The sequence below is a fragment of the Sphingobacterium sp. R2 genome (genome assembly GCF_040760075.1).
Lineage (GTDB): Bacteria > Bacteroidota > Bacteroidia > Sphingobacteriales > Sphingobacteriaceae > Sphingobacterium.
In genome coordinates this window covers 684,025-698,969 of the sequence record NZ_CP142884.1, presented here as the reverse complement: position 1 = coordinate 698,969, position 14,945 = coordinate 684,025, and the positions used below count along the sequence as shown (strand labels likewise).

Sequence of the window (14,945 nt, the reverse complement as noted above, 5' to 3'; positions counted from 1 at the left end):
TAGAAAAAAAATAAAGGTAAGGGACTTTATTTAATGTTTAATAATAACCAAAAAAGGGATAAACTATTCATGCCTATGAAACGTTTTGCATTACTTATGTTTTTATTTTTAAGTGTATCTATGACATTTAGTCAGACAGAAGACGCTTATTGGAAAACTATTACCGATCGGTCAGAAAAAATTGTCGCAAAATTAGCGTTACAAGATCAGGCCAAACAAGAAAAAGCAGCTCACATTATCCGTGACCAGTATTATCTTTTAAACGCTTGTTATACACTTCGTGATTTAAAAATCAAGGAGAATACCGATAAGAGTCTAAAAGAGCAAATCACGCAGGAGACGCTGCAGGAAACCAGCAATTTAAATCAGGCGTTTGTAAAACGGCTAAAAGAGGTTTTAACAGAGCAGGAAGTTGAGGCGGTTAAAAACGGCATGACCTATAATGTCTATCCAAATACGGTGAGAGCCTACCAGGATATGATTCCGCGGCTTACAAAAGACGAAGTGCATATGATCGACAGTTTGCTGTATGAAGCACGGGATTTTGCAATGCAGGCTGAATCTTCAGAAAAAAAGCACGCTTGGTTCGGTAAATATAAAGGCAAAATCAATAACTATTTAGCGTCCCATGGCTATAACCTAAAGGAAGAAGGCGATAAATGGGCCGCGAGATTAAAAAAATAACCCAATAAAATAAATTAATACCCAAATTATGAATCAGCTCATATTCCCGAGTAAATCCTCTAAAAGGTTAGCACAACTGCTGGCTATTGGAATAATGACTGGCGGGATCATTCCGTCATACTCCTATGGAGTAAATCTAAGTGAACACAATTTAAACTTTTTTAAAAATATAACAGGAAAGGTTGTTGATCAAAATGGAAAACCGCTTGCCGGAGTAACGATATCCATTAAAGGATCAAAGACGGCGACTTCAACAGATGCAGATGGTACATTTAGGCTGAACCTGCCTGTTGGAAACGAGATTTTGGTACTTAATTTTGTTGGTTATAAAAGACTGGAAATCCCCGTTGGAAACCAGAATGTATTGAATATACGCATGGAAGCCGAAAGTCAGGAACTCGAAGAGGTAGTTGCTGTTGGTTACACCACGCAGAAAAAAGCACATTTAACAGGCTCTGTCGTGGCAATTAAAGCGGAAGAGATAGAAGATCTGCCATCTACGAATGTGGGCGCGACATTGGTGGGCCGGGTTGCAGGCCTTAACGTCAGCGGGGGAACGAGCCGTCCGGGAGCAAAACCAAGCTATATTATACGGAATCCAATGGGTGGAGGAAAAGATGGTGGAACAAGTGCCCCTTTATTTGTGATTGATGGTGTGATTCAGGTAGATGGTCAAAATCAACCTGATCAGACGCTATTTAACAATCTCGATGCGTCAGAAATTGAGAATATTTCCTTTTTAAAGGACGGTGCTGCCGCGGTGTATGGTGTTAGAGGGGCAAATGGTGTTGTTTTGGTGACAACCAAAAAAGGAAAAGTGGGTACGCCAAAAATCAGCTACAATGGATCATATGCCATTAATGATGCGACCTACCGTACAAAAGTAATGGATGCTTATCAGTTTGGTAATTACTTCAATATTATGAATGGGGAAAATGGTGCAAACCGTGATCCAAAATCGCCGGGATTTGACAAATGGTTTTTCTCGCAAGATGAGCTGGACCATTTTAAGAATCATTCTTATAATTGGTTAGATGATGCCTGGAAAGTAAGTTATCTGACACGACATTCCTTGAATATTTCAGGAGGGGCAGATAAAGCAACCTATTTTGCAAACGTGGCCTATAACAAACAGAATGGTAATTTGGGTACACTGGATTATGATCGCTGGAATTTTCGTGCGGGAAGTGATATCCAGGTAGCCAGTAATTTTAAGGTTGGTATGCAGGTTTCGGGAAATACAGGTAATCAGCAAAAAACCTTTAACAAGATCGGTGGTGAAAATGACGATAACGATTACAGAAACCTGTTGCTGGCTTCACCTTATGTTCCAGCTTATGTGAATGGTTTACCTGTTCGTCTGCCGGGCACGGCTGGAGATCTATCGGCCTATCATTATTTTGAATTGCAGAAATTAGGTAATTTAACAACAACCGATTCAAGACAATTTAGTATTAACCTCAATGCCGAATACCAGGCACCCTGGTTGAAAGGTTTGACTTTACGTGGATCCTATGCTAAAAATTTAAAAAATGAACGTGGAGATCAAATTGGTACAAAGTACCAAACGTACACATTTGATCAAAGAAGCGGCGAAAACGGACATATTTACGATGAAAATATATCTGGCGAAAAGGCTGTTACTTTTAGCAACGGTAATCGCATTTATTTTTCAAATGCAACAGGAAGTAATTACCAAGCAAACTTTACAGCAACGTATGATAAACAATGGAAACAACATAATTTCTCGGGCTTATTTTCGGTAGAAAAAGCGGAAGCAAAATCGTCTCAAGAAGACGTTTGGAAAAATGATCCATTACAAAATACGAATGGACAATTTGGAACTGCTTTTGGTTCTGTAGAAGGACGTACAGCAGCTTATGAATCCGGAACCCTGGGCTACCTTGGTCGATTGAATTATCGCTATAGTGATAAATATCTTGCGGAGGTATTATTCCGTTCAGATGCCTCGACCAAATTTGCTCCCGAAAACTACTGGGGAAAATTTTATAACATCTCTGTAGGATGGGTGATCAGTGAAGAAGATTTCTTTGATGTAAAAGGTGTGGATTATTTAAAATTGCGCCTATCGCATGGTAAATTGGGCAATGATCAGACCGCCGCTTGGGGGTGGAAACAACGATATACCTATCAAATTGGAAAAGGGGGAGTATTTGGTGGAAATGGCGATGCAACGACAGGGATGAAGATGGAGAAAACGGCTAACCGGAACGCCACATGGGCGAATGATTATAAAAACAATATCGGTATCGATGCTCGTTTCTTCAATAGCCGATTGTCGGCTACTATTGATGGTTACTATAATTTCGGACGAAATTTGCTTCTCGAACGTACAGGTAATGTCCCAATCTCAGTTGGCGGTTCTGTCGCTGCTGAGAATTTTGCAAAAAAGAATACTTATGGTCTTGAGTTTGACTTGGGATGGCAAGATAAAATTAATGAATTTAGCTATGGAGTTGGCGCGCGCCTTTCATGGACAAATGATAAGATTCTTGTGTGGAATTATAACGAGGTTGATATGATGTACCCGTGGAATCCACAGCTAAATGCTTCTTCAGATAACGGTGCTTGGGGTTATGATTATTTGGGTATGTTTAAAACACAACAAGATATTGATAACTACGTTAGTCAATACAATATCACGCAAGTGTTCAATGAGACGGCCGACAAGTTGAGGCCCGGTATGCTCTACTATCGTGACGTTCGGGGGGCGCTTCAAGCTGATGGTACGTTTGCTGGCCCGGATGGTATTATCAACGAATTCGACCAAATTCAATTAGCCAAAAACAATACTAATCATTACTCGGTTGGGATGACATTAAAGGCTGGTTATAAAGGAATTAGTGCTGAAGCAGTTATAACCGGTTCTTTCGGTGGTTATAATGAAATTACGGAACGTAAACCATTGAATAATGATATTTCGCGTGTTTACACGAATTTGCCTGCCTTTTGGGGCAATGTTTACGATCCAGTGTTAAATCCAACAGGAAATATGCCAAACCCAAATTGGTCAGATATGTATAATGTTCGTTCGAGTTTCTGGACTGTTCCGGCTTTTCAAATGCGGATGAGCAGCTTTAATATAGGCTATAGATTTCCAGATAAGGTTAATAAATACTTGAAAGTTTCAAATTTACGGGCCTATTTAAGTGCTATGAATCCATTGACAATTTATAATCCATTTAGTTATAAAGATGGTAATGGTGGTGGATGGGATGTATATCCGAATTTGAGAACTTATTCTTTTGGTATTAATGTGACATTATAATTGAGCAATGAAAAAATTAACAATTTTAAATATTGGGCTTTGTTGTCTGTTATTGACAAATCAAGCTTGTAAAGATAATTTTCTAGAGGAAAAAAGAGATTTAGGAGCTGTAGATGAGATGGATTTATTTCAGGATCCTATTTTGGCTACAGCTTACGTGGATTATGTTTATGGTCTGTTCTTGCCAGCTAATAATGCACAATCTTTCGTTGCGACTCAGGATGCTTCAGATAACGGAGGGTATAACAATACTTTTACACAGACCACAGATGAATTAGCCGGGGAGACCGATTTCAATAAGCAATGGAATGTGATTTCCTACATCAACAATCATGCAAATAAATATTTTGGTCAGCGCATGAGTGCCAGTATTGGGAATAATGTGTGGACGCGAATGAAAGAGATCAATGTCTTTCTCGAAAAAATTGATCATGGTGGGATTGATGAAGCAACTCGAAATCAACTGAAAGGTCAAATGTATTTTTGGCGTGCTTTTCAATATTTCCAATTGGTGCGGATGTATGGTGGTGTACCTTTAGTGCTCGAATCACAAAATCCGATAGTAGGAGATAATGATGCTAATTCAGTTCCTCGAAGTAGCACGACAGCATGTATTGCGCAAATTGTGAAAGATCTGGATTTAGCGAAAAGCCTTTTGCCAGGCAAATGGGATGGAGGCAATTGGGGCCGGATTACCAGTGGTGCAGCGGCGGCATTCAAAGGACGCGTGCTTCTGACTTATGCTAGTCCGCAATTTAATCCAAATGATTCACGGGATCGTTGGGAGGCTGCCTATGCGGCAAATACGGAAGCAAAAGCTTTGCTGGAGCAAAATGGCTTCGGTTTATTTCAAACCGGAGGTACTACAGGAGGCAAGGCTTGGAGTGATATGTGGTTTACCGAAGTAAATAATCCCGAAGCTGTTATTGTATACGGATTTAATAATGCATCTTCTAGTTCTACAGCTGTAAAAAATAATGGCTGGGAGCAAGCAATTCGACCACGAGAGCTTTCCGGTGCAGGATCGATTTCGCCAACTAAGCAGATCTTTGATGCTTTCCCGATGTTAGATGGTAAAAATATTGACGATCCGACATCTACCTATACGTATGATGCGAAAAAGTTTTATAAAAATAGAGATCCAAGATTTGGCAAAACCTTTGTTTATAATGGCGCTTTATTTCCTTACGCCAATGGGGAGAGCTACCGTCAGTGGACCTATTATTGGAAAAATAGTAAAGGAGCCTACGTTTCGACGGAAACTAAAGGTTCTAATGCAAGTGGTATCTATCTTCGAAAGGGATCTAACCCTGCTGCTTCTGCTACATCGAATGGGGCCGCTGGATTTCAGCAAAGTGGTACAGATTATATGGAAATGCGTTTTGCGGAAGTAGTATTGAATTTAGCGGAATCGGCTATCGGTGTCGATAAATTACAAGAAGGTTTAAATGGAATCATTGAAATTCGGAAACGTGCGGGAATTGAGGTCGGTGATGGATCATATGGTTTAGCCACTGTTGCAGGCAATCGCAATAAATTATTTGGAGCAATTATTAATGAACGCAAATTGGAATTTGCGTATGAAGGTAAACGATTTTATGACCTGAGACGTTGGAAGCTTTTTGAAGAGGATTCACCTACCGCCCAACGTATTGGTGTAAAACCATTAAATGGAACAAGAAGAACAGGCTTATTAATTACAGTGAAAAACAATGGCATGGAATATACCGGTGCTTCAGATCCGTTGGTTCGAAATGGCTCAAGTGTTCCTGTCGTTGAACGCCAACCCGCAACTTATCCTGATGGGATTGCAAATCAGGACCAGTATTTGGATTACCTGTATGATAATTATTTTGTAATTGCCGAAAAAGATGATTTAGATCCGACAAATATTCCTTGGAAATTTAGATGGTATACGGAATATTACTTCTTTGGATTAAATCAAACAATCTTGTCTACTTCACCTTATTTACAACAAACTACTGGTTGGGATAGCATGAATGGAGCAGGAACTTTTGATCCTTTAAAATAGTTTTTTTTGTAAAAAATATTAAGGCAATGTATGTGAATTGTGACATACATTGCTTTTGATAAATGTACTATTGACATATATTTGAAATAGAAATTATAAATCCTACTAACTAGATAAACATGTTACATAAAATAACGCTGACAGCATTGTTGAGTCTCATTACATCAATCGCATTTTGTCAGTATCCCAAAATTCCAGAAGACGTTAAGAAGAATACAGATGAGCTGATGCGTAAAGCGACCAAACAATCGGATGAAGCTTGGCAAAAAGCCCTGCCTGTCATAGAAGAATACGCAAAACAAGGTAAACCTTATATTCCATGGGCAGGACGGCCTGATGATCTCCCACAAGCTAAGATTTTGGCTTTCCCAGAAGCTGAAGGTGGCGGTAAATTCACCTTTGGTGGCCGTGGCGGTAAAGTGTATGTGGTCACAAGCTTAGAAGACAATGGCCCCGGCTCATTACGGGAAGCTTGCGAAAAAGGCGGCCCACGTATTATTGTATTTAACGTTTCAGGCATTATTCGTTTAAAGACCCCCTTAATTATTCGTGCTCCTTATGTGACCATTGCAGGACAGTCTGCTCCGGGCGATGGTGTGTGCGTAGCTGGTGAATCTGTTTGGATCAATACACACGATGTCTTGATTCGTCATATGCGATTTAGACGCGGTGAAACTTATGTCGGACGTCGAGACGATGCGATCGGTGGTAATCCGGTAGGAAATATTATGATAGACCACGTGTCGGCAAGTTGGGGATTGGATGAAAATATGTCCATGTACCGTCATATGTATAATGATAGCACCGGTAAAGCAGAAGAAAAACGTGGTACCGTAAATATTACCATTCAAAATTCTATTTTCTCAGAAGCACTGGATACATGGAACCATGCGTTTGGGAGTACTTTAGGTGGAGAGAATTGTACCTTTATGCGCAATCTCTGGGCGAATAACGCAGCCCGTAACCCATCTATTGGTTGGAATGGTTTGTTCAACTTTTACAATAATGTTGTCTACAACTGGGTGCACCGCTCAATTGATGGTGGTGATTACCAAGCGACATACAATATTGTCAACAATTACTTTAAGCCAGGCCCTGCAACTCCGTTGGGTCAACCGGTCAGCTACCGTATTTTAAAACCTGAATCAGGTAGAAGTAAATTGCCTTATGTGGTGTTTGGTCGTGCGCATGTTAAAGGCAATATTGTGGAAGGCAATGCGAAAGTAACTTCAAATAACTGGGATGGGGGAATACAGTTGGAAAATAAAAAAGGCGATGCGATGACTTACGAAGAAGCTCAACCATACTTTGCGGCAATGAGTGCCAAGGAAGCTTTTCCGCATGCTAATTTCCCAGTGATGACTGCACAAGAGACCTATGGTTATGTACTTGATCACGCAGGTGCAACCTTACCAAAAAGAGATCCTGTCGATACACGTGTTATTGGTGATGTGAAAAATGGTAAACCGGTGAAGTTATTAAGCAACGTGAAGCTGCCTGAAAAAGATTTTGAACATAGACGATTACCAAAAGACTCCTATAAGATTGGCATTATTACGGATATTTCCCAAGTAGGCGGTTATCCCGTCTACAAAGGTACACCATATAAGGATTCGGACAATGATGGTATTCCGGATGCGGTAGAAAAAGAAATGGGATTGAATCCAAATGATCCAAGTGATTCAGCAAAAATTACCGAATCAGGTTACGCAAACATCGAAATATATCTTAATAAACTCGCTGCAAAGTAATTGCCCTGGAATGCCACTGGTTAGGTGACAGATAAAGAATCAAATAAGCTAGGGTATTTATATATAAAAATAACTGAGCTTGCGGGCTTAGGTTAATCATTTACATATGAAATCATTATTTAATCGGAATACCGTGTTACTATTGGGCCTAATAAGCCCAATAGCTACATTGGCGCAATATCCAGTTATTCCAGATTCGCTAAAGAAAATGGCTGCTGAGCGGGAAAATGAGGAAAATATACGTTTAGAGAAAGTTTGGGCGGAAGCACAGCAAGTTATTAAGAAAGAAGGTAAACCCTATATTCCTTGGGCTGCTAAACCTGAAGATCTACCGCAGTCAAAAATAAAAGCTTTCCCCGGTGCTGAAGGCGGCGGTGCTTTTACTGCTGGAGGGCGAGGCGGAAAAGTTTTTGTGGTCACAAGTTTAGCTGATAGCGGTCCAGGTACACTGAGAGAGGCCTGTGAGGCCGGTGGCGCACGCATTGTCGTATTTAATGTTGCCGGAATTATTCAACTCGAGAAACCGATTGTCGTTAAGGCTCCCTATATCACGATTGCTGGACAAACAGCCCCTGGCGATGGGGTATGTGTGGCCGGAGAATCTTTTCTAATTGATACGCATGATGTTATCCTGCGGTTTTTGCGTTTACGTCGTGGGCAAACCGATGTAACACGCCGTGACGATGCTGTAGGAGGAAATGTAGTCGGCAATATTATGATTGACCATGTATCTGCAAGCTGGGGCTTGGATGAAAATATGTCGATCTATCGGCATGTATACGACCGGGAAGGTAAGAACCTCAAATTACCTACCGTCAATATTACGATACAAAATTCTATTTTTTCTGAAGCACTGGATGCGTACAACCACGCTTTCGGAAGTACAATAGGTGGTCTAAACAGTACCTTTATGCGTAACCTATGGGCATCAAATATCAGTCGGAATCCTTCCATAGGAATGTATGGTGACTTTGGATTTGTTAATAATGTTATTTGGAACTGGTGGAATAGAAGTGCTGATGGTGGTGATAACAGGTCGTTATTTAATTTTATCAATAATTACTATAAACCTGGCCCCATTACACCAAAAGATAAGCCGATTGCGTATCGTATCTTAAAGCCAGAATCTGGAAGAGACAAAGCCTTTAAAGATCAGTATGGGAAAGTATATGCGCATGGAAATGTGGTAGAAGGTTTCCCAGAGGTCACTAAAAATAACTGGGCCGGAGGCATCCAGATTGAAGATCTACCGAATGTTGGTGATCGTGAAAAAGAAATCCGTGTGGATAAGGCGTTTCCAATGGCTCCTGTTACCACACTATCTGCTCAGGATGCTTACAACTATGTTCTTGAAAATGTAGGTGCATTTCTACCAAAACAGGACGCTGTTGATCAACGGATTATTAGGCAAGTGTCAGAGAATAAAGTGTATTATGATACAACAAAAGCCCAACATGGATTTGTGTCTGCATATGTTAAACGACGCCTTCCAGAAGACTCGTACAAACAAGGCATTATATCCCATATCGCACAAGTGGGTGGCTATCCGGCATATCAGGGGGTGCCTTACCAAGATTCGGACAACGATGGCATTCCAGATAATGTAGAAAAAAGTATGGGGTTGAATCCAAATGATCCAAGTGATTCAAGAAAAATAGCTAAAAATGGCTATGCCAATATTGAGAATTATTTAAATGGGGTTGTTGCACTAGATGCAGTCGTGCCCAAAAAGTAAGAAATAACCATGAGAAAAAGAATGCTGTTCTTTTCTTGTCTCGGACTATATGCCTTTATCTGTACTGCACATGCACAACAAATGAAGGCATATACTCCTTTGGTATGGGATGAGTCAAAGTTCGTTTACCATGCAGATTCGCTTGGAAACCAAATTCCTGACTTTTCCTATGCAGGATACAAAGGGGGGAACGAAGCTATTCCTACAGCGCAGATTGCTGTTGTCGTTCCTGTAAAAACAGGAGATGCGACACAACGTATACAAGCTGCTATCGACTATGTCGCATCCTTGCCTTTAGGTAAAGATGGGCTGCGCGGTGCAGTTCTCTTACAAGCCGGAACTTATGCTGTTTCCGGTTCCCTTAAATTAAGTGCCTCAGGTGTAATTCTGCGTGGCAGCGGCTTCACAAAAAATGGAACCGCCATCGTTGGTGAGGGGACAACAAGAGAAACACTCATCCGTATTCTTGGAAAAGACGATATCACATTTGCAAAAAAGACAAACGTAACAAGTTCTTATGTCCCTGTCAACGCGCGGGTATTGGATATTGATCATGCAGCTTCCTATAAAGCTGGAGATAAAATTAGGATTACAAGACCTTCTACCCAAGACTGGATTAATCAGCTTGGTACCGATCATTTTGGTGGTGGCATTACCTCCTTAGGCTGGAAGCCCGGGCAACGCGATGTTACCTGGGATAGAACGATTGTTGCTGTAAAAGGTAATCGTATCGAGATCGATGCGCCAATCACAACAGCATTGGATAGACGTTATGGCCAAGCTACAGTTGAACAATATACTTGGAAAGGAAGAATCGAAAATGTAGGTATAGAAAACATTGCACTTAGATCTTCCTTCGATGCGAATAACCCAAAAGACGAAGACCATCGCTGGATGGCAATTACGATTGAAAATGCAGAAAACGTTTGGGTTCGTCGCATGGAGTTCCGGCATTTTGCAGGATCAGCTGTTTACGCTTTGGCAAGCACGAAGAAATTAACCGTTGAAGATTGTATTTCCCGGGATCCGGTTTCGGAAATTGGTGGGCAAAGAAGATATACTTTTTTTACAAAGGGTCAGCAGACTTTGTTTCAACGGCTCTATTCCGAACATGGATATCACGATTTCGCGGTAGGCTACCTGGCAGCAGGTCCAAATGCTTTTGTCCAATGTCAGGCAGTAGAGCCATTCAGTTTTAGTGGCAGTGTTGACAGTTGGGCGTCCGGAATTCTATTTGATAACGCGGATATAGATGCACAGGCCCTTAGTTACAAAAACCGAGGTCAAGATGGTCAGGGAGCTGGATGGTCGGCAGCAAATTCTGTATTTTGGCAGTCGACAGCTGGACTTGTGGAATGTTACCAACCGCCGACGGCGCAAAACTGGGCTTTTGGGATTTGGTCTCAATTTCAGGGAAATGGCTACTGGGAGCAATCGAATGAATATATCAAGCCCAAAAGCTTGTATTATGCACAGTTACGGGAAAGGATTGGCCTAGCGGCTGATGAACGCGAAGTACTGTTGCCAGTGCTGACCGAAGCATCCAGTAGCCCTCCTGCCAGTGTTGCCATGGAGCTGACACGTCAGTCTGAAAACCCAATGGCAAAACTGGTTGACTTTATTGCAGAAGCCGGTGATCGTTATCCCTTAAATACGACCGCAAATGTAAAAACCATCGATCAGATCGGCTATAAAGAGACTACTCCAGCAAAAAAACAAGCCGATATGCGTGTCGAAAACGGTTGGTTGGTACGCGGTGATGAAATACTCGTAGGAGCCAAATCGGATGTTCCCTGGTGGAGTGGCAGCGCTCGACCGCATGGTGCTGAAAAAGCTAAACCACATATCACGCGCTATGTGCCTGGAGAGGTTGGCGCGGGGTTGACGGACGATCTTGAAGAGATGACGGATTCATTAAAAAAAGATAATATTATCGCCATTGATCACAATTACGGACTTTGGTACGATCGGAGACGTGACGATCACGAACGTATTCGTCGGATCAATGGGGAAGTGTGGCCGCCGTTTTATGAACTGCCCTTTGCGCGTAGTGGCCAAGGGCTAGCCTATGACGGCCTGTCTAAGTATGATTTGACCAAGTACAACAAATTTTACTGGGGACGCCTGAAACAATATGCAGATCTAGCCGACCAAAAAGGTTTAGTCTTGATTCACCAAAATTATTTCCAGCATAATATTATCGAAGCCGGTGCGCACTATACTGACTTTCCATGGCGGACCGCCAATAATATTAACAATGTTGGATTTCCAGAGCCTGTTCCTTATGCCGGAAACAAACGTATTTTTATGGCCGAACAGTTCTATGATATCAGTAATCCTGTTCGTCGGGCATTACACCGCGCGTACATCCGTCAATGTTTAAATAACTTTAAAGACAACTCGGGCGTTATTCAGATGATCAGTGCCGAATATACTGGACCCTTGCATTTCGTTCAGTTTTGGATCGATGTGATCAAAGAATGGAAGGCTGAGACGGGAAAAAATCCAATTATTGGTTTGAGCGCGACGAAAGACGTACAGGATGCTATTTTGGCCGATACCGAACGGTCCAAAGAAATTCAGGTCATTGACATCCGCTACTGGCACTACCAAGCCGATGGAAAGACCTATGCTCCCCAAGGTGGGCAAAATCTGGCGCCACGTCAGCATGCACGCTTGTTGAAACCAAAGAAAACATCGATGGAGGCTGTTTATAAGGCCGTATCCGAATACCGTACAAGATATCCAGATAAAGCCGTGTTATACTTTGCGGACAATTACCCAACGATGGCCTGGGCCTCCTTTATGGCTGGTGGTTCTATGGCAAACTTACCTAAGATAGGAAACAACGATTTCTTCCGTGCAGCATCAGCGATGAAAACTGTACAAGTCAACAAAGGTATGTGGCTATTAAAGAGCGCACAAGGATTGATTATTTATAGCGAGCAAGCTATAAGTGAAGACATTGACTTATCTGATTATAAAGGACGTTTTGAAATGACACATATTAATCCGAAAAACGGAGCGATTACCAAAATCGAGCAGATCAATTTAGGCAAGCACATGAATTTGAGCAATTATACAAAAGGTTCAGAAATTATCTGGTTAAACAAGAAATAACACCATGTCTATTCGTAAGAAACTTATACTAATTACAGTTGCAGGAGCACTCTTTTCGTGCGCATCCAATAAAGAGACCAAGCGCCTATCCCTATTGAAGATCTCGGAAAATGGCCGATATATGATGACCGAGGATGGGCGTCCTTTCTTTTGGTTAGGTGATACAGGTTGGTTATTGTTTAATAAACTCAACCGATCCGAAGCTGATCAATACCTGGAAGATCGAAAACAAAAAGGTTTCAATGTCATCCAGGCCATGGTCTTGCATACGGTTCCTTCTGTAAATAGTTATGGTGATTCTTCGGTTGTCAACAAAGATATTTCCAGACCGCTAGTGACCGAAGGGAACAATCCGGATAATGCAACAGCGTATGATTATTGGGATCATGTCGATTACATTATTGATAAGGCAGCTGAAAAGGGACTCTACGTTGCTTTGGTCCCGGTTTGGGGATCTCCGGTGAAGGATGGAAAAGTATCAGCTGAGCAAGCAGAAAAATATGCCACGTTTCTTGCGGAAAGGTGGAAAGACCGTCCGAATATCATTTGGCTGAATGGGGGTGATATCAAGGGATCTGATAAGATGGAAGTGTGGGAGAAAATCGGCCAAACAATAAAATCCATCGATCATAACCATTTAATGACTTTTCATCCTAGAGGACGAACGGCTTCTTCGGATTGGTTTCATAATAGACCTTGGCTGGATTTCAACATGGTACAATCGGGACACCGTACTTATGCTCAGGACACTTCCGCGAATGAACAGAAACATTATGGTGAGGATAACTGGAAGTTTATGGCGGCCGACTGGGATATGAAGCCCTTCAAGCCAACGATCGACGGCGAACCCTCTTATGAAGGCATCCCACAGGGATTACACGACATTACTCAGCCACGCTGGGGCGATGCCGACGTAAGACGATACGGATACTGGTCTGTATTTGCTGGGGCATTTGGGTATACCTACGGACAGAACTCGGTCATGCAGATGCATGGAAAGCAAGACTCCACTTCGGCCTATGGTTCGGATGAAGTATGGAGCTTGGCAATCAATGCACCTGGTGCTGCTCAGATGAAGTACTTAAAAGAACTTATGCTTTCCAGAGACAATTACTTTGATCGTGTTCCAGATCAGTCTTTAATTGCGGATAATGGCGAGAAATACAACCGCTTACTCGCAACAAGAACATCGGGCTATGCATTTATCTACAATTACAATGGTAGGGAAATGAAAATTAATATGGGAAAAATCAATGGGGATAAAGTAAAAGCTTCCTGGTTTGACCCTCGGAATGGATCAACCAAGGTAATCGGGGAATTTGAAAACAAGGGTGTACAAACTTTTGTGCCTGAGGGAGGACAAAAGGACGGAAACGACTGGGTATTAATCTTAGATAGCATTTAATGAGGAATTTGGTCAAATTGTTGATTTTATTTAGTGTGACATCGCTCTTGGGTTCCTGTCAGCGGGATGTTTACCTATTTACCTCGTTCCGCGAACCGGCCAATGAAGGTTTGCGCTATCTGTATAGCAATGATGGATACCATTGGAATACGATTAACGGGGTGTACTTAAAGCCGGAATTAGGAAAACAGAAAATCATGCGCGATCCGTCGATGATCCGGGATAAAAAAGGAATTTATCATCTGGTATGGACTATTGGCTGGCAGGGAAATGAGGGTATTGGTTATGCCTGTTCAAAAGATTTGATCCATTGGGAAAATCAACAGATCGTTCCAGTAATGCAACAAGAAGCAACCACCGTCAATGTTTGGGCGCCAGAGCTATTTTATGATGATGTAGAAGACCGGTTTATTATTATTTGGGCTTCCACCATTCCTTATCGCTTCGCAAAAGGCGTAGAAGAAGAGAAAAACAATCACCGCATGTACTATACGACAACGAAGGATTTTAAATCCTTCACGGAGACGAAATTATTCAGCGATCCGGGCTTTAGTATCATTGATGCGGTCATTGTCAAAAAAGGGCAAAAGGATTATGTACTGGTATTAAAAGATAATACACGGCCCAACCGGAATCTAAAGGTGGCCTTTGCGAAAAATCCGTTGGGGCCATTTAAGCAGATCTCTGAGCCTTTCTCCCCGTATTTAAGTGAGGGCCCTGCGGTGTTTAAAGTCAAGGATGAGTGGTTGATCTATTTCGACTCTTATGGTACTAAAAGCTATGAGGCTGTGTCTACCAAAGATTTTAAGGTCTTCGAAAAAATCAACGACAAGATTTCCGTTCCAGAAGGGCATAAACATGGAACGATCTTCAAAGCGTCCAATAAAGATTTAAAAAATTTGCTTCGGGAGGAAGCCAAAAAGAAATAG

8 protein-coding genes are annotated in these 14,945 nt (G+C 41.7%); all 8 read left to right on the top strand.

The features are described 5' to 3' along the window. Positions 1-75 precede the first annotated feature (75 nt). Positions 76-684 carry a DUF3826 domain-containing protein gene (locus VXM68_RS02935; RefSeq protein ID WP_312365197.1) on the top strand — a complete coding sequence of 203 codons (609 nt, stop codon included), beginning with the start codon at positions 76-78 and terminating at the stop codon, positions 682-684. A 28-nt stretch (positions 685-712) separates the two neighbouring features. Continuing rightward, complete coding sequence (locus tag VXM68_RS02930) at positions 713-3,973, top strand: SusC/RagA family TonB-linked outer membrane protein (RefSeq protein ID WP_367210415.1); 3,261 nt, start codon at positions 713-715, stop codon at positions 3,971-3,973. Between the two features lie 7 nt (positions 3,974-3,980). Then, a complete protein-coding gene (locus VXM68_RS02925) occupies positions 3,981-6,005 on the top strand; it encodes a RagB/SusD family nutrient uptake outer membrane protein (RefSeq protein WP_367210414.1) in 2,025 nt (674 codons plus the stop codon). Between the two features lie 119 nt (positions 6,006-6,124). Beyond that, a complete protein-coding gene (locus VXM68_RS02920) occupies positions 6,125-7,756 on the top strand; it encodes a polysaccharide lyase (RefSeq protein WP_367210413.1) in 1,632 nt (543 codons plus the stop codon). 106 nt (positions 7,757-7,862) lie between these two features. Further along, positions 7,863-9,491, top strand: a complete 1,629-nt coding sequence (locus VXM68_RS02915) for a polysaccharide lyase (protein WP_367210412.1) — start codon at positions 7,863-7,865, stop codon at positions 9,489-9,491. Between the two features lie 9 nt (positions 9,492-9,500). Beyond that, positions 9,501-12,611, top strand: coding sequence for a DUF6298 domain-containing protein (locus VXM68_RS02910; RefSeq protein ID WP_367210411.1), 3,111 nt, complete (start codon positions 9,501-9,503; stop codon positions 12,609-12,611). A 4-nt stretch (positions 12,612-12,615) separates the two neighbouring features. Next, entirely contained in the window at positions 12,616-14,016 is a 1,401-nt protein-coding gene (locus VXM68_RS02905; RefSeq protein WP_367210410.1) for a glycoside hydrolase family 140 protein, read from the top strand. Further along, a complete protein-coding gene (locus VXM68_RS02900) occupies positions 14,016-14,945 on the top strand; it encodes a glycoside hydrolase family 43 protein (RefSeq protein WP_367210409.1) in 930 nt (309 codons plus the stop codon). Before VXM68_RS02905 ends, VXM68_RS02900 begins: the two co-directional genes overlap by 1 nt.